Raw genomic sequence first — 20,657 nt, 5'->3', positions numbered from 1 at the left:
CGGGTGTTTCGCCCGTCGGGCACCGCAAGGTCTGGTAGCCTCCGTCGTCATTTCACGGCGTGCCGAAGGCGCGAACCGGAATCCATTTCGCAATGGATGGTGCGGGCCGCTGGATTTCGGGCTATGCCGCGCATCCCGGAATGACGATTGAGATGTTGATTTGCCCATCCCGCCATCGCGTTGGTATGGTTCGTGCAAGCATTTCGTGCTCCATATCCCCTGACAGAATGAGACAATGCCGAGCTCAAGATCCGATCGTATTCGAAAACTCCTCGCCGACCTCGTGTCGTTCGACACGGTCAGCGACCGCACCAACCTGCCGCTGATCGCCCATATCGAGAACTACCTCGCCACGTTCGGCATCACGGGCGAACGCATCGTCGACGCGACAGGGCAAAAGGCCTCGCTGTGGGTCACGATCGGCTCCGAGGACCGACCGGGCTTCGTGCTATCGGGCCATACCGACGTCGTGCCCGTCGTGGGCCAGGACTGGAGCCATGATCCGTTCAAGCTGGTCGAGCGCGACGGCAAGCTCTACGGCCGCGGCACCACCGACATGAAGGGCTTTGTGGCGGTGTGCCTCGCCATGGTGCCCGAGATGGTGGAGGCCAGGCTTGCAACGCCGATTCACCTCGCAATTTCCTATGACGAGGAGATCGGCTGCGTCGGCGTGCGGCCGATGCTCGGCGTCGTCGCGAAAAAGAAGACTAGGCCGATCGGCGCTTTCATCGGCGAGCCGACCGAGATGAAGGTGATCATCGGCCACAAGGGCAAGCACGGCGTGCGCGCGACCTTTCGCGGCCTTGCCCGCCATTCCTCGATCGCGCCCGACGGCGTCAACGCGATCGAGTACGCCGCCGATCTGATCGTCGAGATCCGCCGCCGCGCCGAACAGCTTGCGGCCGCGCGCGCGACGGACAGCCTCTACGACGTTCCGCATTCGACGCTGCTCACCAGCATCGTCCACGGCGGCGCCGCGCTGAACATCGTGCCGGACACTTGCGCGGTCGAGTTCGAATGCCGCGGCATCGGCATCACCGAGTCGCGCGAGGTCACGGATGCGATCGTCGCCTGGGCCAAGGCCGAGCTCGAGCCGGCGATGAAGGCACGGCATCCGGATTGCGGCATCGGCTTCGAGGAGATCCTCGACTATCCCGCCCTCGACACCGAACCGGACGCCGCGATCGTCACGCTGGCCAAGAGCCTTGCCGGACGCAACGACCACGCCAAGGTCGCCTTCGGCACCGAAGCCAGCCTATTCGCGAGCATGGCCGATATCCCGTCGGTCGTGATCGGCCCCGGCTCGATCGCACAGGCGCATACGCCGGACGAGTTCGTGGAGATGGCCGAGCTGGAGAAATGCGCGGGCTTCGTGGAGAGGCTGATCGCGCATTGTGCGAAGGGGTAGCCGGAGCTCCCTAGTTGCTGGGTCCCGGCTCTGCGCAGCAGCGTTGCACGCTGCAGCGCGTCCGGGACACGAGACTATGGCTTAGTCCCCCGTAGCCACCCAAAAAGCGGTCTCGTGTCCCGGACGCGGTGCGGCACGAAGTGACGCTCCGCAGAGCCGGGACCCAGAGCGCTTGGCGACGTCATCCTAGAGTGCAACTATAGGACGCACCACCACAACGCCGGTTGCATGGTTATGTCCTTCTTCGTGTACATCCTCGCGAGTAAGCGAAAGGGCACGCTCTACATCGGAGTGACGAATGACCTCGCTCGCCGGATCAGCGTGCACAAAGCAAAGCTCGTCCCCGGCTTCACGCGGCAATACGAGGTCACGCTACTGGTCTATTTCGAAACCTTCGAGTCGATCCTCGAAGCGCGCGCACGCGAGCATATGCTCAAGCGGTGGCGACGTGCCTGGAAGCTCAAGCTGATCGAAGAGCTCAATCCGGATTGGCGCGATCTTACGAATGAGCTGAATACGTCGGCGAGTTGACTGGGTCCCGGCTCTGCGGAGCAGCACTTCGTGCTGCACCGCGTCCGGGACACGAGAGTGGCGCAAGCAGAAAGGCGCAGTCATCAGCCGCGCCTTCGTCCCTACACCGCGCCCGCCTTCTGCGCGTAGTCCCATGACGCCTTCGACAGCGGCACGGTGCGCTTGGCTGACTCCAGCGCCTTGGCATTGGCGGCGGTGCCGTCGCGGACGCGGCCGGCGATGCCTTGGGTGATGCCGGCGAGCCGGAACAGATTGTAGGCGAAGTACCAGTTGAGATCGGGCACCGTCATCTTGGTGACGTTGCAATAGAGCTGCGCGGCTTCTTCCAGGCTCGGGATGTTGAGCGCCTTGAGGTCGGCGCCGTCGAGGCCCGGCATGATCCACTGCATCAAGAGATAGGTGAAGTCGGCCATGGGATCGCCGAGCGTCGACAGCTCCCAGTCCAGCACGGCCTGCACGCGCGGTTCCGTCGCGTGGAAAATCATGTTGTCGAGGCGATAGTCGCCGTGCACGATCGAGACGCGCGCCTGTTCCGGCACCGTCTTCGGCAGCCATTCGGCCACCTTCTCGAATTCGGCAATGTGCTGCGTCTCGGAGGCCCGATATTGCTTGGTCCAGCGGTCGATCTGGCGCGCAAAGTAGTTGCCTGGTTTGCCGAAGTCGCCGAGGCCGATCGCGGTGGGATCGAACATGTGGAGTTTCGCCAGCGTCTCGATCTTGCTGGTGAAGATCTTGCGGCGGTCTTCCGGTGTCTGGCTCGGCAGCGTCGGGTCCCAGAACACCCGGCCCTCCTCCATCGACATGATGTAGAAGGCCGCGCCGATGACGCTATCGTCCTGGCACAGCGCATAGGCGCGTGCGACCGGAAACCCCTGCTTGCCGAGCGCTGCGATCACGCGATACTCGCGATCGACCGCGTGCGCCGACGGCAGCAATTTGCCGAACGGTTTTCTGCGCATCACGTAGGAACGGTTCGGAGTGTTGAGGCGATAGGTCGGATTGGACTGGCCGCCCTTGAACTGGAGCACGACCAGCGGGCCCTCGAAGCCTTCGACGTGCTCGCGCATCCAGGCTTCCAGGCGCAACTCGTCGAAACGATGCCGCTCCTCGACCGGCTTTGTGCCCGAAAACTCTTCGTCTTTCCTGACGCCGTCGGCCATGACGCTTCCTCTTCAGTCCTGACCTTTTGCAGGTCGAGCATGATCCTAATCGGTAACCGCTGACGCACTTGCGTCAAGCGGTCATTCCGAATGGGACCATGCCCTGTCGTTTCTTCAGATCGGGAGCGCCTCCCGGCTCTCCCTCTCAATGATTGGGAGAGTTTGCATACTTCCGAACTTCAAGCCTGGCAATGGCGCGATTGTGCACCTCGTCCGGACCGTCGGCGAGACGGAGCGTGCGGATGTGGGCGTAGTCCTTGGCAAGGCCGGCCTCGTCCGAGACACCGGCGCCTCCGAAGGCCTGGATCGCCTCGTCGATGATCTTCAGCGCCATGTTGGGCGCTGCGACCTTGATCATGGCGATCTCGGCCTGCGCGGTCTTGTTGCCGACCTTGTCCATCATGTCGGCGGCCTTGAGGCACAGAAGGCGCGTCATCTCGATGTTGGTGCGGGCTTCGCCGATGCGCTGCTCCCAGACGGAGTGCTCGACGATCTTTTTGCCGAAGGCGGTGCGCGAGGACAGCCGCCTCACCATCTTCTCCAGCGCCTCCTCGGCCTTGCCGATCGTGCGCATGCAGTGATGGATACGGCCGGGACCGAGCCGGCCCTGCGCGATCTCGAAGCCGCGGCCCTCGCCGAGCAGGATGTTCTCCTTCGGCACCCGCACGTTCTCCAGCAGAACCTGGGCGTGGCCGTGCGGCGCATCGTCGAAGCCGAACACCGGCAGCATCTTCTCGACCTTGATGCCGGGGGTGTCGAGCGGAACCAGGATTTGCGACTGCTGCTGGTGCTTGGCCGCCTTGAAATCGGTCTTGCCCATCAGGATCGCGATCTTGCAGCGGGGATCGCCGACGCCGGACGACCACCATTTGCGGCCGTTGATGACGTAGTGGTCACCGTCGCGCTCGATGCGGGTTTCGATGTTGGTGGCGTCGGAGGACGCCACCGCCGGCTCCGTCATCAGGAAGGCCGAGCGGATCTCGCCGTCCATCAGCGGGCGCAGCCATTTGCGCTTCTGCTCCTTGCTGCCGTAGCGGATGAACACTTCCATGTTGCCGGTATCGGGCGCGGAGCAGTTGAACACTTCCGAGGCCCAGCTGATGCGGCCCATCTCCTCCGACAGCAGCGCGTATTCGAGATTGGTCAATCCCGCGCCGCGGAATTCGTCGTCCTCGTGCTCGGACGGCGGCATGAACATGTTCCAGAGGCCTTCGGCTTTCGCCTTCTTCTTGAGGTCCTCCAGGATCGGGATCACCTTCCAGCGCTCGCCGCTGTGATCCTGCTGGTCGTAGATCGGCACCGCCGGGCGCACGTGCTTGGCCATGAAGGACCGCACGCGGTCGAGCCATTCCTTCTGCTTGGGGGACAGATCGAAATCCATGGGACGCTCCTCGTCTCTCTTGTGCGAGCCTGCTGCTTCGCGGGGCTGTTTGCGCCGGACTGTCCTCCCGTTGCGTGCGGCCCGCAAGCGGGCTCGCGGACGCTTCGGAACCAGCCTCGAGTTGCGAACGGGTCCCGATTGCGGATTGACATGTCCGGCCTTCAAACGATAGTTTCATACAAGCGTTTGAATTGCAACTCCCTCGCTCACGACGTCATTCCGGGGCAGCCCGCAGGGCTGAACCCGGAATCTCGAAATGTGCCGCGAGATTCCGGGCTCGACGCTTCGCGTCGCCCCGGAATGACGGGAAAAGAACCATGGCCAGCGATCATACGAGGTCTGCCATTCTGACCGCCGCCGAACGGCTCTATGCCGATCGCGGCTTCAGCGACGTGACGCTGCGCGACATCGTCGCGGAGGCCGGCGTCAACCTCGCCGCGGTGAACTATCATTTCGGCTCGAAGGACGAATTGATCGCGGAATTATTCGTCACCCGCTCGATCGCGACCAACCGCGAGCGCCTGCGCGAATTGAAGGCGGCGGAAGAGCAAGGCGGCGGCCGCGCGCCGATCGAGGTGATCCTGCGCGCGCTGGTCGGGCCGACGCTGCGCGGATGCCTCGGCCCTGAGAACCAGCGCTCGACCGCGGCGCGCTTCATGATCCGCGCCTCGATCGAATCCGTGCCGCCGATCCGCCGCATCAAGAACCGCGAGATCGACCATCTGCGGAAATTCGCCGGCGCCATGCGCCGCGCCCTGCCCGAGCGCAGCGACGTCGACATCTACTGGGGCCTCAACTTCGCGCTCGCGATGGCGCATCACACCATCCGCGAGAGCGAGCGGTTGACCAAATTGTCGGAAGGCAAATGCGATCTCGACGACGTCGAGGACGTCGTCGCCCGCGTGGTCAGCGTGGCGACGATGGCGCTGACGGCGGGGCGGACGGAGAGCAAGGCGCCATCAAAGGTGGCGGCGCGCGCTAGCGGAGGTCTGCGCGCACGCCTCGTCCTTCGAGACGGCGCTTACGCGCCTCCTCAGGATAAGGCTAAGCAGCGTCAGTGCCCTCTGAAGCTGCGGCCGCGCACTCTGCCCTCATCCTGAGGAGCCCGCAGAAGCGGGCGTCTCGAAGGATGGCCGCAGGAAAAAGCTCTCAAATGCCATGCCCTGCTGCACGCGGGGAGAGGTGAAGCAAGCGCAATTCACCTCACGTCAGGCGATGCAGTCGATCTGATGGGAGAGCGATTGTTGGCCGGGATCAGGCCCGCTGCGGCATCTCCTCGGCCTCTTCCTTGGCGAGCAGCAGCAGCATCTCGATGCCCATCTCGCCTTCCTGAGGCGAGCGGATGAACTTTATCTCATCGGCGCTTTGCCGCAGCGCGGCAATGATGGCGACGGCCTGATTGGCGGTGGCCGCCTCGGTTGCAAGAATGGACTTCTGGTTCTTGGCCTGAAACCCGATCGTGTAGGACATGCACTTCCCTCCCCGAACTCCGTGGAGAGATCGAATCAGAGTCGCGTGCAAAGCGGAAGCCGGTGCGACTACGGACCGGACTTATCTGGGGATGGCCCGCATGCCTCAGGCAAGGTCGGGCGTCGCTTCCTTTTCGCCCTAGGGGAAGAAAGGGGCTAGATGATTCCCTGCTGCTTCAGCTCGTCGATCTTCGCCGCATCATAGCCGAGCTTGCCGCCGAGCACCTCCGTCGTGTGCTCGCCGAGCAGAGGCGGAGCGCGGTATTCGGTAATGGGGGTGCCCGAGAGGGTCAGCGCGTTGCGGATCAGCGAGAGCTCGGGCTCGAACTTGTGCTGCGTCTTGACCCGCATGCCGCGCGACTGCACGTGCGGATCGGAAAACACCTGCTCGAAATTGTTGATGGGCCCCGAGGGCACGCCGGCCTCCTCCAGCTTCTCTAGCCAGTAGGCCACCGGCTGCTTCAGGAACAGGCCGGCGAAAATCGCCATGATCTCCTTGCCGTGCACGACACGGTCGTTGTTCCTGACGAAGCGCGGATCGTTCGCCAGCTCCGGCTCGCCGAGCACGGCGCAGGTCTTTCGAACTGGCCGTCATTGCCGACCACCAGCATCAATTCGCCGTCGGTGCAGCGGAACACGCCGGCCGGCATGCCGCCATTGCCCCAGGTGCCGCGGCGCGGCGGCGTCTTGCCGTTGACGAGGTAGATCTGCAGCCAGTGCGACAGCGACGCAATGACGGTGTCGAACAGGCAGACGTCGATGTGCTGGCCCTGCCCGTGATTGACGTCGCGGTGGTACAGCGCGGAGAGAATGCCGATCGAGGTGTTCATGCCGGTCATGTAGTCGACGATCGAAGGGCCGACCTTCATCGGGCCCTCGCCCGGCTCGCCATCCATGTGGCCGGTGACGCTCATCAGGCCGCCCATCGCCTGCAGGATGGCGTCATAGCCGGCGCGCGGCGCATAGGGGCCGGTCTGGCCGAAGCCGGTCACCGAGCAATAGATGATGCCGGGATTGATCGCCTTGATGGTCTCGTAGTCGAGGCCGTAGCGCTTGAGATCGCCGACCTTGTAGTTCTCCATGAAGACGTCGACGTCCTTGGCGAGCTCGCGGATGATCGCCTGCCCCTCGGGCTTGGCGATGTTGACCGTGACCGACTTCTTGTTGCGGTTGGCACAGAGGTAGAAGGAATTGTTGTTGTTGGCCTTGCCCTCGGGGTCGGTCAGATAGGGCGGGCCGAAGGCGCGCGCGTCGTCGCCGGTGCCCGGCCGCTCGATCTTGATGACCTCGGCGCCGAGATCGCCCAGCATCTGCGCCGACAGGGGCCCTGCGAGCACGCGGGTGAGGTCAAGGATCTTGATGCCTGAGAGCGGCAAGGCCGACATGTCGATTTCCTCCGGGGAACTCATCTTTGGCGGGGCCGCCCGAAGCGGTCCGCGCTCCTGCCGATACCACCATTTTGGCGCCCTGAGCACTGCACTGGCGGCATGCGGCCATCTGCTGCCGGGCACGACGACATTGCCATCAGCACTTTCCGCGCCGCGAACATCCGCTCAGGTGACGGGCGCCGCCACCGCCCGCGGCCGTCGCCGTCCGAGCAGGACCAGGATCAGCACCGTGGCGCAGGAAAACACCAGAGTGAGACCGAGCGCGCCGCGGCTGCCGAACTGCGTGAGCAGGCCGACGAGAAGTGGCGGCGAGATCGCGGAGGCGAGATTGAGCGGCAGCGCGATCATCGACATCGCCTTGGCGAACTCGGCCTGATCGTAGAACACGAGCGGGATGGTGGCCCGCGCCACCGCCATTGCGCCGCTGCCGGCACCGTAGAGCAGGATGAAGGCCGCGACCGCCCAGGTCGCGCCCTCGCTCAGCATCAGCAGCAGCATGGCCGCGGGCAGCGCCGTGCCGGCGACGAGGCCGGTCGTGATCCCGTCCCACCGCCCACCACCGAGCAGATCCAGCCCGCGGGCGCTGACCTGGATCACGCCCAGCATCGAGCCGAACGCCAGTGCCTGCGCCGGCGCCAGCCCCTCCGCCCGCAAGAGCTCGATCAGGATGGCGCTGATGCCGAAATTGACGAAGGCGTTCAGCGTGATCGCGGCGACGACGAGGCCGAACGTGCTCCTCGAATCGCGGGCGGCGGCGGCGACTTGACCGGCTCGCCAGCATCATCCGCCACGATCTTCCGGCGTGGCGCGACGAACGCGTAAAGCGGCAGGCTGACGACGAGCAGCATCGCGGCATAGACCAGGCACGTCCCGCGCCAGCCGAGGTGGCCGTTCAGGAACGCGGTGGTCGGCCAGAAGATGCTGCTGGACAGGCCCGTCACCAGCATCAAGGCCCCGATCGCGTTCTTGGCCTGTCGCCCGGCGATCTCGTTCAGCATGATATAGGCGCCCGTCGACAGCGTGGCGCTGCCGGCGACGCCGAGGACGATCCAGGCGGCGAAATACAGCATCGGCTCGCGCGCGAGGGACAGCAGCAGAAAGCCCGGCGCGGTGACGATCGTGCCGACCATCATGACGGTCCGGGCGCCATGGCGCGCAAACGAAGGGGCGAGCCACGGCGCGCACAGGCCCATCGCGACGTAGAGAACGGAGGTGCCGGCGAAGACCGCCGGCAGGCTCATGCCGAGATCGGCGGCGAGATCGCGCCCGACGATGGCAGGAAGCCCGATCGTGCCCCATCCGATCAGCTGGGTGATGGCAAGCACCAGCAGGACCCCGATCAGCCTGCTGTCAGATTTCAAGAACCGCATTCCGAAGGTCGCCTGCCCGTCCCGCGCAAAGCGCGCCGGCAGCCTCTCTTACCTGCCGGTTGAGGTCACGGGAATGTCGGTTCCGAATGGCACCGCGGCGCTAGCCGCAGAGCAGACCGCATCACGCGGTGTGGCCGGGCTCGACGTGCTTCGGCGTCTTCTTCTCGCGCTGCGGGGTCATCCTGGCCGGATCCGGCGCGCCGGGCACGCCGCGGGGACCCAGCTGGTCGCGCTGGATGTCGTCCTCGGAGCGGGATGGCTCGACGCCGTTGGGCTCACGGGGCTTGGTCATCGCGTCTCCTTCCGAAGCGTTGTCTTATGCGTTGTCCTGGACGCCGAGCGCGTTGCCGCCAGGCTCGCGGCCGGGCACGCTGACCTGGACTTCATGTCCCTCACGCAGCGCCAGTGAAGCCGCAGCCACTGCGGACTCGAACGCAGCTTCCTTGGTGGCATAGGTGTTCCTGACGTCGCCGTCGTGCAGCACGCCCCATTCGTCCTGCACCGGCACGATGGCATATTGAGCAAGGCCCATGTCGAACTCCTGAGTTTCAGAAACCGTCTGCCCCGATAACGCGCCGGCGGGCTTAACGTTGCGTCAGCTGCGGATGCGTGGCGGTGACGCGCCACACCGTGTTGCCGCTGTCGTCCGCGACCAGCAGCGCGCCTGATTTGTCGATGGCGACGCCGACCGGGCGGCCGCGCGCCTGGTTGTCGCCGTTGAGGAAGCCGGTGACGACGTCCTGCGCCGGTCCGTTCGGCTTGCCATCCTTGAACGGCACGAACACCACCTTGTAGCCGTTCAGCACCTGCCGGTTCCAGCTGCCGTGCTCGCCGACGAAGGCACCGCCGCGATAGGCGGCCGGCAGACCGGAGCCGGTGGTGAACACCATCCCGAGCGGCGCGACATGCGAGCTCAGGGCATAATCCGGCACGATCGCCTTGGCGACGAGATCGGGCCGCTCCGGCTTGACGCGGGGATCGACGTGCTGGCCGAAATAGCTGTAGGGCCAGCCGTAGAAGCCGCCGTCCTTCACCGACGTCATGTAATCGGGGACGAGATCGGGACCGAGCTCGTCGCGCTCGTTCACCACCGTCCACAGCGCGCCGGTCTGCGGCTCGAAGCTGAGCCCGTTCGGATTGCGCAGGCCGCTTGCAAAGATGCGCCAGCGCCCGCTGGCGCGGTCGACCTCGAGGATGGCGGCGCGGTTGTGCTCGGCCTCCATGCCTTTCTCGGTGATGTTGCTGTTGGAGCCGACGCCCGCATAGAGCTTCGAGCCGTCCGGACTGGCGACCAGGCTCTTGGTCCAGTGATGGTTGATCGGCCCGCCCGGCAGCGGCGTCAGCACCGTGCCCGGTGCGGTGATCCTGGTATCCCCTTCGGTGTAGGGATATCTGACGATCGCATCGGTATTGGCGACATAGAGATCGTTGCCGACCAGCGCGACGCCGAACGGCGAGTTGAGATGGTCGAGGAAGACGCTTTGCGTATCCGGCACGCCGTCGCCATTGCCGTCACGCAGCAGCGTGATGCGGTTACCCGGCCCGGTGTCGTTGCCGCCCGAGGTCGCCCAGGATTCGATATATCCCATGACGAGCTCCTTGGGCCGCTTGATCGCGGCCCCCTTCGGCGCCTTGGATTCCACCACCAGCACGTCACCGTTGGGCAGCACGTAGAGGAAACGCGGATGCTGCAGGCCGGTGGCGAAGGCCTTGACCTGCAGGCCCTGCGCCACCGTCGGCGTCTCGTCCTTCTTCCAGCCGACGATGCGCGCGATGTGGACCGGCGGCAGCAGATATTGCTGGATGTCGGGAAGCTTCGGATTGGCCCCGATCTGCGCCTGGGGATCGCCGCTGCCGTCGTCGCAGGCGGCCAAGAGCAGCAGCGAGGAGCACAGCAACGCACGGCCAATTGAGAATGTCATCGCGCAACTCCGACACCGTGGCGATAGACCATGGCCCGGCCCAGCCAGCCGGTGACGAGCAGGATCAGCACGGTGATCACCGACAGAACGAGCCCCGTCGGCCACACCGAGGTCCAGGCATCGCGGGCATGGATCAGCGTGTTGACGATCGCGAGGATCAGCGCCACGGCATTTCCGATCAGATGCGGCCAGGCCGGCGTCTGCGCCCGCACCAGCCGGTTGCCAAGGAAATCGGTCAGACCCGCGATCGCCGCCAGCACGCCGAAGACGACGCCGGCGAGCAGAAGCCAGGCGGAGAAATTCGCCCACATGATCTCGGCGCTGGCAACATAGGCGAGGTCGGTCAAGAGCGCCCCGACGAAGCACGCCATCGGTATCGGCACCAGCATCGGATGAATGGGATGCCCCGCGATCTGCGCGGTCGTGCGCACGCGCACGTCTTGCTGCACGGTCGGCCTCGTGACTTTTGGTCCTGCCCGACCGGCCAACTCGCGCGTAGCGCGATGGTTCCTAGGTGCGGGTACCTGGGCGCGTCAGGCCCAGCCGTTGGCGGACCTCGTCGTCCTCGATCGTCTGATCCAGGCGCTGGTCACTGCGAGCCTTCTTGCCGGCCTCGAAATCTTCAGCGATCGTCTCAAGCGCCCGAAACGCATCCCCGGCGCTCGGAGCCGTCTCGATGTGGGCGATCGATCGACCGTTGACGGAGAGATCGGCCTCGCCCCAAGGGGTGGCGTCGATCTCCAGGCGGTCGCCTCCGGCATTTGCGGTGAAGTGCTGCACGGTGGATTTCGAAGTCGGCAGCGTGAGATCCGGCGTCCAATCGATCGGCTTGTCGGTCATGTCGTGATCTTTCCAAGATACGACCGACAGATAGACCATCCGATGCGCGCCGGATTGATCTGGATCAGCTCTATTCCGGATTCGGGCGATCGGCGCCTCCGTGTCCCGCGACCGATCATGCCGCCGCAGATTCAGTTCAGGCGACGGCTGAACTGAGGCTTTGGCACGGCTGGACCATGGCTGCGTCGTTCGCCACGATCCGGACCTGCACGTCCCTGGGTTTTGCCAGATAGGGCGATGAGGTGACCAGGATATCAGCGCCGGCTTCGGCATAAGCCGCGGCGTTCGCCGCATTGATCCCACCAGCCGCAGCAATGATCGGCCGGGCGCGCGTGTAGGCCATGGACGCGATGCGCTTGACCAGGGCGGCGACCTCGGCCGGCGAAAATTTCTCGGCCTGAATCACGTCGAAGCCGGCGACTGCCGCGGCCAGGGCGGCATCGGCCGTCTTGACCTCGATCACGAGTTTCTTCTCCGGTGCCGCCCGCCGCAAGCGTTCGGCCGCCTGAAACAGCGGCAGCTCGCCGAGAAAGGCGCGGTGCTCGGGAAACACCAGCACGGTCTCGGACAGGCCGAGCCGGTGCATGGCGGCACCACCCGCTTTGACGGCCGCCACTGCAAATCGCTTGGTGCCCGGCACGTTCTTGCGGGTGCAGGCAACCGCAATTTGCGGGGCAACCGCCCTCGCCGCGCCGACGATGGCGCGGGTCTCGCTGGCGACGCCGGACCAGATTTCGATCAAGGTCTGCGCGACCTTCCAGCTCCGCAGCAGGCCGGCAGCCGGGCCGCGCGCCTCGAGGATCGGCGCGCCCTGCTCCAGCGCCGCGCCGGATGCGGCGAACAGCTCGACCTCGCAGCCGGCGAGCGCGATGATCGCGGCAGCATCCTCGACGAGCGCCAGCACCATCGGCGAGCGCGCAGCAAATTGCATGACGCCGTCGATCGTGCCGATCCCGAGCGCCTCGGTGGTGAGGTCGCCATAAGGCACATCGTCTTGCAGCAGACGCTCGAGGCTCGGCGCGCGATGCAATGATTGCCATGGCGTATTTCCTTTCACTGGTGTCGGCTCGCCGACGATCTTGTCGCAAACCCGACACGGATCGCGGCCCCACCGCCGCAAGCAGCGGGAACGCCCATCTCTCGACGCTCATTCCTGCAAGGCGCGCACCAGATTTCACGGACCCCATTCGGCACGCCAATTGCTGAGCTCTCGCTGGCCGGCGCCTTGCAGCAATCGGGCTCGCGGAGGCGGTCGCCGTCCGCTGGAGTCCATCATGAAGCTGTTTCGCACGATCGCCGTTGCCGCAGGGCTGCTGCTCGCATTCACGGAAGCGCGGGCAGCACAGACCAATGTCGCCGTGGCCGCCAACTTCACCGATGCCGCCAAGGAGATTGCCGCCCTCTTCAAGCAGAAGACCGGTCACGAAGCGGTGCTGAGCTTCGGCGCGAGCGGACAATTCTACACCCAGATCGCGCAGGGCGCGCCGTTCCAGGTATTCCTGTCCGCCGACGAGTCCCGGCCGAAGAAGCTTGTCGAGGACGGGCTTGCGGTTGGGGACAGCCGCATCACCTACGCGATCGGCAAGCTCGTGCTGTGGAGCAAATCGCCGGGCGCCGTGACGGGCGAGGGAACCTTGAAGGCTGCATCCTTCGCAAAGCTCTCGATCTGCAATCCGGCCGCCGCGCCATACGGTCTCGCCGCCGTTGAAACCATGAAGGCGCTGAAGCTCTACGATGCCCTGAAGCCGAAGCTGGTGGAAGGTGCGACCATCACCCAGGCCTACCAGTTCGTCGAGACCGGCAACGCCGAGGTCGGCTTCGTCGCGCTGTCGCAGCTGACCGGCAGCGACGCCGGTTCGCGCTGGGTGGTTCCGCAGGCGCTCTACAGTCCGATCCGCCAGGAAGCCGTGCTGCTGAAGACCGGCGCCGGAAACGAGGCCGCCAGCACATTCATCTCCTTCCTCAGAGGGCCCGAGGCCCGCGCCATCATCGAGAAATACGGCTACGTGCTGGACGGGCAGAGCTGACGCGCATGGAGATCTGGTCGACGGAGATCCGCCAGTCGGTTCTGCTGACGATCGAGCTCGCGGCGATCTCGACCGTGATCCTGCTGGTGTTGGCAACGCCGCTCGCCTGGTGGCTGGCGCGCGCCAAGAGCTGGTGGATCGAAATTGTCGCGAGCGTGGTTGCGCTGCCTCTGGTGCTGCCGCCGACCGTGCTCGGCTTCTATCTGCTGGTGCTGCTTGGCCCCGACGGGCCGGGCGGATGGATCGCAAGCCTGTGGGGTGGTCGCACGCTTGCCTTCACCTTCGAGGGCCTAGTCATCGGCTCGGTGATCTATTCGATGCCCTTCGTGGTGCAGCCGATCCGCAACGCCTTCGCCGCGATGGGCGAGCGGCCGCTCGAGGTCGCTGCCACCTTGCGCACCTCACCCCTGCGCACGTTCTGGACCGTCGCGGTGCCGCTGGCGCGGCCCGGCTTCCTGACCGGTGCGGTGCTCGGCTTCGCGCACACCGTCGGCGAATTCGGACTCGTCCTGATGATCGGCGGCAACATCCCCGGTCGCACCAAGGTGCTGTCGGTCGCGATCTTCGACTATGTCGAGACCTCGCGCTGGCGCGAGGCGAGCGTGCTCGCCGGCCTCATGGTGATGTTCGCCTTCGCGGTGATCCTGACCATGACGCTCGTCGACAAGCGCGCAGCGAGGGCTGCGGCATGAGAACAGCCGAACCCGGCCGCATCAACGCGGCCTTCCGCGGCAGCCTCGGCAATTTCACACTCGATGCCGCGTTCAGCGTGCCCGCCGCCGGCGTCACCGCGATCTTCGGCCCTTCCGGCTGCGGCAAGACCACGGTGGCACGCTGCATCGCCGGCCTGCAGCGCATGGCCGATGGTTTTTGCGCGGTGGATGGCGAAGCCTGGCAGGACCGTCAATCGTTCCGGCCCGTGCACCGGCGGCCGATCGGCTACGTGTTCCAGGAAGCCAGCCTGTTTCCGCATCTGTCGGTACGCCGAAATCTGCTGTTCGGGGCGCCGAAGGCCGCGGGCGCGCAGATCGCGTTCGACGAGGTCGTGGAGCTGCTCGGCCTTGCCACCCTGCTCGACCGCTCGCCCTACCGCCTCTCCGGCGGCGAGCGGCAGCGCGTTGCGATTGGCCGCGCGCTGCTGTCGCAGCCCAAGCTTCTTCTCATGGACGAGCCGCTGGCGGCGCTCGACCACGCCACCAGGAACGAGATCCTGCCGTTCCTCGAGCGGGTGCACGACCGGCTGTCGTTGCCGGTCTTCTATATCAGCCATGACATGACGGAGATCGAGCGCTTTGCCGATCATCTGGTGCTGATGGAACGTGGCCGCGTCATCGATGCCGGGCCGCTCCGGAGCCTCCGTCCGGCGCCGGCCACGAACCGTGACCGGCTCGTAGATTGCCCGGATCGACGGAACGGCGTAGGAAAACCGGCGAGGATGACCTTCATGCCGATCGACTTCCACGACATCGACCCGAACCGCGTCGCCGCGATCCTCTACCGCCCGCAGGACGACGTCGACACCTTGCTGGCCGATTTCGCCGAGACTCTGGTGCGATCGGGCGAGCGGATCGGCGGGGTCGTCCAGCGCAATATCGAGGACGGCGGCGGCTGCCACGTCGGCATGCAGGCGGTCGATCTCATGACCGGCCGCGAGATTTCGATCTGCCAGCCGCTCGGCTCGGGCGCGATGGCTTGCAAGCTCGACGCCGCGGGACTGGCCGAAGCGGCCGTCGCCGTCACCCGCGCGATCGCAGCGGATGTCGATCTCGTCGTGATCAACAAGTTTTCCAAGCAGGAGGCGGCCGGCGAAGGCCTGCGCGACGAGCTGGCCCACGCCATCGCCGCCGGTATCCCCGTGCTCACGGCCGTGCCCGAAAAATGCCTGGACGCGTGGACCGACTTTACCGGCGGGATCGGCACCACCCTGCTCTGCGAACGCGGAGCGATCGAAGGCTGGTGGCAGGACCTGTCGTCGCGCATCAAGCGGGCCCGTGCGGCGCGGCAGCCCGCTGATGCGCCGGCGGCCTCACTTGCCGATCATCACGTCCGATGACTTGATCACGGCCGAGACGGCATCGCCCACTTTCAAGGCGAGGTCCTCCACCGCTTCGTTGGTGATCGCGGAGAACACGACAAGGCCCGGCGCGAGCTCGATCTTCACATGGGCCGTCGTCGTGCCCTTGGTGACGGCGATCACCCGTCCGGGCAGAACGTTGCGGGCGCTGAGCTTCATGGATCAGCCGAACTTGAACAGCACGCCGTAGCCGCCGCGCGGATAGCTCCATTCGATGTCGCCGTTCTCCTCGCAGATCACGCGGCAGGTCCCGCATTCGATGCAGCCGTCGACGGTGATCTCGACCTGGCCCTTGTCGTTGAGCTCATAGCAGCGCGCCGGACAGGCCTTCAGCATGCTGAGGAGCCCCGGAGATGGCGTGGTGTGGGGCCGCACCTTGATATGGGCCCGGCCGGCATCGACCAGATAACGGTTGTAGAACAGCTTGTCCTCGACACGCACGGATGGCTCGATCGACATGGTTTGGGTCTCCATCGCTGATGTTGCGCTTCCTGCTCACCGCCAGGCACGCGCGAGGCGGAATGCGTCGCCGAACAGCCCGCCCCACGACCGCGCCTTGACGAACGATTTGAACGTCGTCTTCTCCTTCTCGACCTTCGGCGTGCCGTCGACGCGCAGGAAGTTCTGCATCGCCTTGGAGACGAGCTCCGGATAGGTCAGGAAGAAGTTCTGCGACTGGGTGTGCATCAGCGCCGGCATGTCCTTGTACTTCTTCAGATCCTTGATGACGAAGGACTGGTCCAGCATGGTCTTGTAGAGCGACAGGTTCTCCGCCGTCATCGGATCCTTGCGCGACTTGACCTGGAAGATCGCCTCCGCGGCGATCCGGCCCGAGGTCATCGCGAGGTTCGATCCTTCGCGGTGAATGGCATTGTTGAGCTGGGCAGCGTCGCCGACCACGACCCAGCCCTCGCCATAGAGCTGCGGGATCGCCTTGAAGCCGCCTTCCGGAATGAGGTGCGCGGCATATTCCTTCACCTCGGAGCCTTCGATCAGCGGGGCGACCGAGGGATGCCGCTTGAAACGGTCGAGCAGACCGTACGGCGTCTCGCCGGTGCGTTGGAAATCCGCGACGAGGCAGCCGATGCCGAGCGAGATGCACTCCTTGTTCGCGTAGATGAAGCCCATGCCGGTCATGCCGCGCGAGATGGTTCCAGCGGCCTCGATCACCACGCCTTCATCGCCCCGGAGATTGAAGCGGGCCTCGATGGTCTCCCGCGGCAGGAAATGCATCTCCTTCACGGCAAGCGCGACCTTGTCGGGCTTGGGCCGCTCGCGCAGCCCCGCACGAGTCCCGAGCAGGCCGTTGACGCCTTCAGCGAGCACGACGACATCGGCATGGATCTCGCCATCGGCGCGGTCGGTGCGCACACCGATTACCTTGCCGTAGGCATCCTGCGCCAGCTCGGTCACCGTGGTCTCGCACAGCACGGTGGCGCCGGCCTCGCGGACCTTCTGCGAGAACCATTTGTCGAACTGAGCGCGGATGATGGTGTAGCGGTTCGGCTTCTCCTCGTTGAAATCGTCGGAGCGGTAGTGCAGGCCGGTGTGCGAGCGGTCGTCCATCATCCAGAAGCGCTGTTCGACCAGGTGTCGCTCCAGCGGCGCGTCCTCGCGGAAGTCAGGGATCAGTTTCTCCAGCATGTCGGCGTAGAGAATCGCGCCCTGCACGTTCTTCGAGCCGGAATACTCGCCGCGCCTCGAGCTGGAGCACCTTGAGGCCGCGCTGGGCCAGCGTGAGCGCCGCCGCATTGCCGGCCATGCCGGCCCCGACGACGATGGCATCGAACTTCTCCTCGATCATGGCGTGCTCCTGTCTCAGCTGGCGATCCGGTCGCGCGAATGCGGCGACAGCCGGGCACGGAACGCCGCGGTCAGAGCCGGAAGCAGGCGGATGGCGTCGGCGACGATGCCCATATGGGCGAAATCGAAAATCGGCGCGTTCCTGTCGGTGTTGATGGCGACGATGAGGTCGGCGCCCTCGACGCCGACCCGATGCTGGATCGCGCCGGAAATGCCCGCAGCGATGTAGAGCTTTGGACGGATGGTCTTGCCGGTCTGGCCGATCTGCCGGTCGGAAGTGACCCAGCCTTTCTGCACCAGCGGCCGCGAGCAGCCGTATTCGGCACCGATCACCGTTGCGAGCTGGCGCACCAGCTGGAAATTCTCGGGCGATCCCAGCCCCAGGCCGCCGGCTACGACGACGTCGGCATAAGCGAGATTGGACTTTGCGGAATCGCGGTCGGGCAGGAACGACAGCACCTTGGTCACGATGTCATCCTCGACCAGGCCAAGCGGATGGCTGACGATGCGGCCGACCGGGCGCGCGAGCCGCTCCGGCATCGGCATCACGCGCGGGCGCACCGTCGCCATCTGCGGCCGGTAGTTCAGCGTGTAGATCGTGCAGAGCAGCGAGCCGCCGAACGTCGGGCGCGTCGCCGCCAGCGAGCCGTCGGTATCGACGTCGAGCTCGGTGCAGTCGGCGGTGAGGCCAGTGAGCAACGTCGTCGCCACCGAGCCCGCGAGATCTCGGCCGAGCGTGGTGGCGCCGAGCAGCAGGATCTCCGGCTTGTAGGTGTTGACGACGTCGGTCAGTGCCTTGGTGTAGGACTCGTTGCGATAGTCGGCGAGCAGATTGTCGGCGACCATGTAGACGAGATCGGCGCCGTAGCAGAAGGATTCCGCGGCGGCGCTCTGCGTCGCCTCGCCTTCGGGGCCGATCACGACCGCGGCAAGATCGACCTTGAGCTTGTCGGCGAGCTTGCGGCCGGCCCCCATCAGCTCCCAGGAGACGGGGTGAACCTGGCCGCGCTCGTGCTCGATGAAGACCCAGACGTGCTTGTAGGCCTTGAAATGCTCGGGCAGCTCCTTCTTGGTCGCGGCCCGGCCGGATGCGGAAGCGGCGGTCTTTGGTGCGGTGCTCATGGTGCCTATTCCCCTCGCCTCAATAGCCGCGCGCCAGCGCGGCGAGCTCGGTCTCCAGTGTCGGCTGGCGCTTGAAGATGGCGTCGATCAGTGCCTCCGCCGGCTGTTCGCCGGGCTCGATCAGCACCGCCTTCTCACTGCGCGCGGCCGGCGCGAACACCCGCTTGACGATGGTGGGCGAGCCGCGCAGGCCGCATTTCGAGATGTCCTCGACGCCGGCCTCCTGCGCGCTCCATTTCACGATTCCCGCCCGCGCGGCGCGCAGGGCGTCGGCCATCGCGCCGCGGCGGATCTGGTTGGTCGCCTCCAGCATGGTGACGAGACACGGCAGCCTGGTGCGCAGGAGCTGCACGCCGCCTTCGGAGCGCCGTTCCGCGTCGATGGTGCGCGCCTCCAGATCCAGCGCGCTGATCCTGGCGACGTAGGTCAGCTGCAACAGGCCGAGCCGCTTGGCGATGCCGGGACCGACCTGCGCGGTGTCGCCGTCGATGGTCTGCTTGCCGGTGAAGACGAGATCGGGCGCGCCGAACTCGGTCGAGATCTTGCGGATCGCGGTGGCGAGCGCGTAGGTGGTGGCCAGCGTATCGGCGCCGGCAAAGAAGCGGTCGGTCAGCAGCACGGCGCGGTCGGCGCCGAAGGTCAGCGCCTTGCGAAGACTGTCCTCGGCGGACGGCGGCCCCATGGTCAGCACCGTGACCTCGCCGCCGAACTGGTCGCGCAGCTCCAGCGCGGCCTCCAGCGCGAAGAGGTCGTAGGGGTTGATGATAGTCGGCACGCCCTGGCGCATGATGGTGTTGGTCACGGGATGCACGCGGATCTGCGCGGAGTCGGGGACCTGCTTGATGCAGACGACGATGTGCATGTGCGTCTCCAGGACTTTGTTCACGGCAAGAACAGCAAGTGTCGTACCAAGTCCGCGAACGGAGAAAATCAGACAGCGATACAGCGACTTAGGAACGTGGCGGCCGCGGCTGCATTCGCTTTCCGCAGCGGAGCCGACAATGCTGCTGCGACATTCGTCGCAAATGCGACAGAGCTCGGCTTCACTTCAGCGTGCCGATCTGCACCAATGCCGGCGGCTGCTTCGGCTGCGGCGCGACGGCGTCTTTCAGGACCTTGAAGACGCGCTGGTCGATCGGCGAGGACGCGACGAAGTCCGCATAGGCGCGCTCCAGCACGGCCTTGCACCGCTCAGCCACGGTCTCGTCCGTCGCGCCGGCAAAGTCCTCCCCGGCGAGGTACTGGCCCATCCGCTTCAGGATGTGCAGCCGCGCTACATTGACGATCCTGGGATCGTAGTCGACGCCGAGCAGGGTGAAGAACTCTTCGGCCGCAGATGCCTTGTTGAGTTGCGCGAGGATTCCGTCAGCCATGTTCGATCTCCGTGGAGCTCTGCCGCGCCGCACGGGGCGCGAGCGGTGTCGCGGGCGCGCCGGCATCCCGCATGCGCCTCTGCATGTGTGCCAAGCGCGCCTCCAGGAACTCGACGCGGTCGAGCAGCACGGCGATGGCATCTCCGACCGGATCCGGCATCAGATGGTGGTCGAGATCGATCCGGCCGACGCTACGGCGATGACCGAGCTGCGGACGCACGACGCGCGCGGGAATGCCGACCACGGTGACGTCGGGCGGCGTGCTGTCGATCACCACCGAATTGGCTCCGACGCGCGAGCCGGCACCCACGGTGATCGGCCCGAGGATTTTCGCGCCCGCTCCCACCACGACGCGGTCTTCCAGCGTCGGATGGCGCTTGCCCGGAAACCACGACGTGCCGCCGAGCGTGACGCCGTGATAGAGCGTGACGTCGTCGCCGATCTCCGCGGTCTCGCCGATGACGACACAGGCACCGTGGTCGATGAAGAAGCGCCGGCCGATGCGCGCGCCGGGATGGATGTCGACATTGCTGGCGAAGCGTCCGAACCAGGACAACAGCCGTGCCGCGAAGCGCCAGCCGGCGGTCCACAGCCGGTTGGCGATCCGGTACCAGATCACGGCATGGATGCCGGGATAGGTCAGGAGCGTCTCGAGCTGACCGCGCGCGGCGGGATCGCGCTGGCGCACGCAGCCGATATCCTCGCGGATCAGCTTGAGCAGAGACGGCTTGACCGGTCCGGGAGGCGACGGTTCGGCGAGCGGAATGTCGACGACACAGGCCATGGGTC

20 protein-coding genes and 5 pseudogenes are annotated in these 20,657 nt (G+C 65.7%); 7 read left to right on the top strand and 18 right to left on the bottom strand.

Annotated elements, in window-relative coordinates:
* Positions 1 to 235 precede the first annotated feature (235 nt).
* Entirely contained in the window at positions 236 to 1,408 is a 1,173-nt protein-coding gene (gene argE / locus ACETMP_RS03140) for an acetylornithine deacetylase (RefSeq protein WP_375159866.1), read from the top strand.
* 228 nt (positions 1,409 to 1,636) lie between these two features.
* Entirely contained in the window at positions 1,637 to 1,939 is a 303-nt protein-coding gene (locus tag ACETMP_RS03135; RefSeq protein WP_375159865.1) for a GIY-YIG nuclease family protein, read from the top strand.
* A 101-nt stretch (positions 1,940 to 2,040) separates the two neighbouring features.
* Here the strand turns inward: ACETMP_RS03135 and ACETMP_RS03130 are convergent, their stop codons facing one another.
* Positions 2,041 to 3,099, bottom strand: coding sequence for a phosphotransferase family protein (locus ACETMP_RS03130; RefSeq protein WP_375159864.1), 1,059 nt, complete (start codon positions 3,097 to 3,099; stop codon positions 2,041 to 2,043).
* Between the two features lie 145 nt (positions 3,100 to 3,244).
* Positions 3,245 to 4,480: an acyl-CoA dehydrogenase family protein gene (locus tag ACETMP_RS03125; protein WP_257180580.1), complete on the bottom strand. Its 1,236-nt coding sequence runs from the start codon at positions 4,478 to 4,480 to the stop codon at positions 3,245 to 3,247.
* Positions 4,481 to 4,797: 317 nt separating this feature from the next.
* On the opposite strand from ACETMP_RS03125, the pseudogene ACETMP_RS03120 reads away from it, so the two are divergent.
* Positions 4,798 to 5,457 (top strand): annotated as a pseudogene (locus tag ACETMP_RS03120) (TetR/AcrR family transcriptional regulator); the annotation flags it as partial.
* 277 nt (positions 5,458 to 5,734) lie between these two features.
* Here ACETMP_RS03120 and ACETMP_RS03115 read toward each other — a convergent pair.
* From ACETMP_RS03115 to modD, 9 genes and pseudogenes are all read right to left on the bottom strand, one after another.
* Positions 5,735 to 5,950 (bottom strand): hypothetical protein, encoded by a 216-nt coding sequence (locus tag ACETMP_RS03115; RefSeq protein ID WP_028137066.1) that lies wholly within the window; start codon positions 5,948 to 5,950, stop codon positions 5,735 to 5,737.
* A 155-nt stretch (positions 5,951 to 6,105) separates the two neighbouring features.
* Positions 6,106 to 7,334 (bottom strand): annotated as a pseudogene (locus ACETMP_RS03110) (CaiB/BaiF CoA transferase family protein).
* A gap of 168 nt (positions 7,335 to 7,502) precedes the next feature.
* Positions 7,503 to 8,707: pseudogene (locus tag ACETMP_RS03105) on the bottom strand (MFS transporter).
* Between the two features lie 121 nt (positions 8,708 to 8,828).
* On the bottom strand, positions 8,829 to 8,999 hold the full coding sequence (locus tag ACETMP_RS03100; RefSeq protein WP_196236035.1) for a hypothetical protein: 171 nt from the start codon (positions 8,997 to 8,999) through the stop codon (positions 8,829 to 8,831).
* 24 nt (positions 9,000 to 9,023) lie between these two features.
* Positions 9,024 to 9,239: a hypothetical protein gene (locus tag ACETMP_RS03095; protein ID WP_375159863.1), complete on the bottom strand. Its 216-nt coding sequence runs from the start codon at positions 9,237 to 9,239 to the stop codon at positions 9,024 to 9,026.
* 52 nt (positions 9,240 to 9,291) lie between these two features.
* Positions 9,292 to 10,629 carry a PQQ-dependent sugar dehydrogenase gene (locus ACETMP_RS03090; RefSeq protein WP_375159862.1) on the bottom strand — a complete coding sequence of 446 codons (1,338 nt, stop codon included), beginning with the start codon at positions 10,627 to 10,629 and terminating at the stop codon, positions 9,292 to 9,294.
* A complete protein-coding gene (locus ACETMP_RS03085; protein WP_375159861.1) occupies positions 10,626 to 11,078 on the bottom strand; it encodes a DUF2231 domain-containing protein in 453 nt (150 codons plus the stop codon). The genes ACETMP_RS03090 and ACETMP_RS03085 overlap by 4 nt, the downstream gene beginning before the upstream one ends.
* A gap of 61 nt (positions 11,079 to 11,139) precedes the next feature.
* The gene (locus tag ACETMP_RS03080) at positions 11,140 to 11,508 is read right to left on the bottom strand and encodes a hypothetical protein (RefSeq protein ID WP_375159860.1); all 369 of its coding nucleotides are present in this window, start codon (positions 11,506 to 11,508) and stop codon (positions 11,140 to 11,142) included.
* 97 nt (positions 11,509 to 11,605) lie between these two features.
* Positions 11,606 to 12,526 (bottom strand): ModD protein, encoded by a 921-nt coding sequence (gene modD, locus ACETMP_RS03075; RefSeq protein WP_375159859.1) that lies wholly within the window; start codon positions 12,524 to 12,526, stop codon positions 11,606 to 11,608.
* A 217-nt stretch (positions 12,527 to 12,743) separates the two neighbouring features.
* Between modD and modA the strand changes: the two genes are divergently transcribed.
* The 4 genes and pseudogenes from modA (at position 12,744) to ACETMP_RS03055 (ending at position 15,549) form a co-directional block, all read left to right on the top strand.
* Entirely contained in the window at positions 12,744 to 13,496 is a 753-nt protein-coding gene (modA, locus tag ACETMP_RS03070; RefSeq protein ID WP_375159858.1) for a molybdate ABC transporter substrate-binding protein, read from the top strand.
* A gap of 5 nt (positions 13,497 to 13,501) precedes the next feature.
* On the top strand, positions 13,502 to 14,188 hold the full coding sequence (gene modB / locus ACETMP_RS03065) for a molybdate ABC transporter permease subunit (RefSeq protein ID WP_375159857.1): 687 nt from the start codon (positions 13,502 to 13,504) through the stop codon (positions 14,186 to 14,188).
* Positions 14,185 to 14,865 (top strand): annotated as a pseudogene (modC, locus tag ACETMP_RS03060) (molybdenum ABC transporter ATP-binding protein); the annotation flags it as partial. The gene modB and the pseudogene modC, both read left to right, overlap by 4 nt.
* Positions 14,866 to 14,931: 66 nt before the next feature.
* A complete protein-coding gene (locus ACETMP_RS03055; protein ID WP_375161828.1) occupies positions 14,932 to 15,549 on the top strand; it encodes a DUF2478 domain-containing protein in 618 nt (205 codons plus the stop codon).
* Here the strand turns inward: ACETMP_RS03055 and ACETMP_RS03050 are convergent.
* From ACETMP_RS03050 to cysE, 7 genes and pseudogenes are all read right to left on the bottom strand, one after another.
* A complete protein-coding gene (locus ACETMP_RS03050; protein WP_375159856.1) occupies positions 15,523 to 15,729 on the bottom strand; it encodes a molybdopterin-binding protein in 207 nt (68 codons plus the stop codon). The genes ACETMP_RS03055 and ACETMP_RS03050 overlap by 27 nt on opposite strands.
* 3 nt (positions 15,730 to 15,732) lie before the next feature.
* Positions 15,733 to 16,029, bottom strand: a complete 297-nt coding sequence (locus ACETMP_RS03045) for a ferredoxin family protein (RefSeq protein WP_375159855.1) — start codon at positions 16,027 to 16,029, stop codon at positions 15,733 to 15,735.
* Between the two features lie 36 nt (positions 16,030 to 16,065).
* Positions 16,066 to 17,374, bottom strand: a pseudogene (locus ACETMP_RS03040) (FAD-dependent oxidoreductase).
* A gap of 14 nt (positions 17,375 to 17,388) precedes the next feature.
* Positions 17,389 to 18,495 carry an electron transfer flavoprotein subunit alpha/FixB family protein gene (locus tag ACETMP_RS03035; RefSeq protein WP_375159854.1) on the bottom strand — a complete coding sequence of 369 codons (1,107 nt, stop codon included), beginning with the start codon at positions 18,493 to 18,495 and terminating at the stop codon, positions 17,389 to 17,391.
* Between the two features lie 19 nt (positions 18,496 to 18,514).
* Positions 18,515 to 19,357: an electron transfer flavoprotein subunit beta/FixA family protein gene (locus tag ACETMP_RS03030; protein ID WP_375159853.1), complete on the bottom strand. Its 843-nt coding sequence runs from the start codon at positions 19,355 to 19,357 to the stop codon at positions 18,515 to 18,517.
* 181 nt (positions 19,358 to 19,538) lie between these two features.
* Entirely contained in the window at positions 19,539 to 19,868 is a 330-nt protein-coding gene (nifW, locus tag ACETMP_RS03025; protein ID WP_375159852.1) for a nitrogenase stabilizing/protective protein NifW, read from the bottom strand.
* Positions 19,861 to 20,652, bottom strand: a complete 792-nt coding sequence (cysE, locus tag ACETMP_RS03020) for a serine O-acetyltransferase (RefSeq protein ID WP_375159851.1) — start codon at positions 20,650 to 20,652, stop codon at positions 19,861 to 19,863. Before cysE ends, nifW begins: the two co-directional genes overlap by 8 nt.
* Between the last annotated feature and the right edge of the window lie 5 nt (positions 20,653 to 20,657).

It is taken from the genome of Bradyrhizobium dasycarpum, from assembly GCF_042019905.1.
GTDB lineage: Bacteria > Pseudomonadota > Alphaproteobacteria > Rhizobiales > Xanthobacteraceae > Bradyrhizobium > Bradyrhizobium japonicum_B.
Note: the sequence above shows the minus strand (reverse complement) of the source record. Positions and strands in the feature narration are given on the sequence as shown.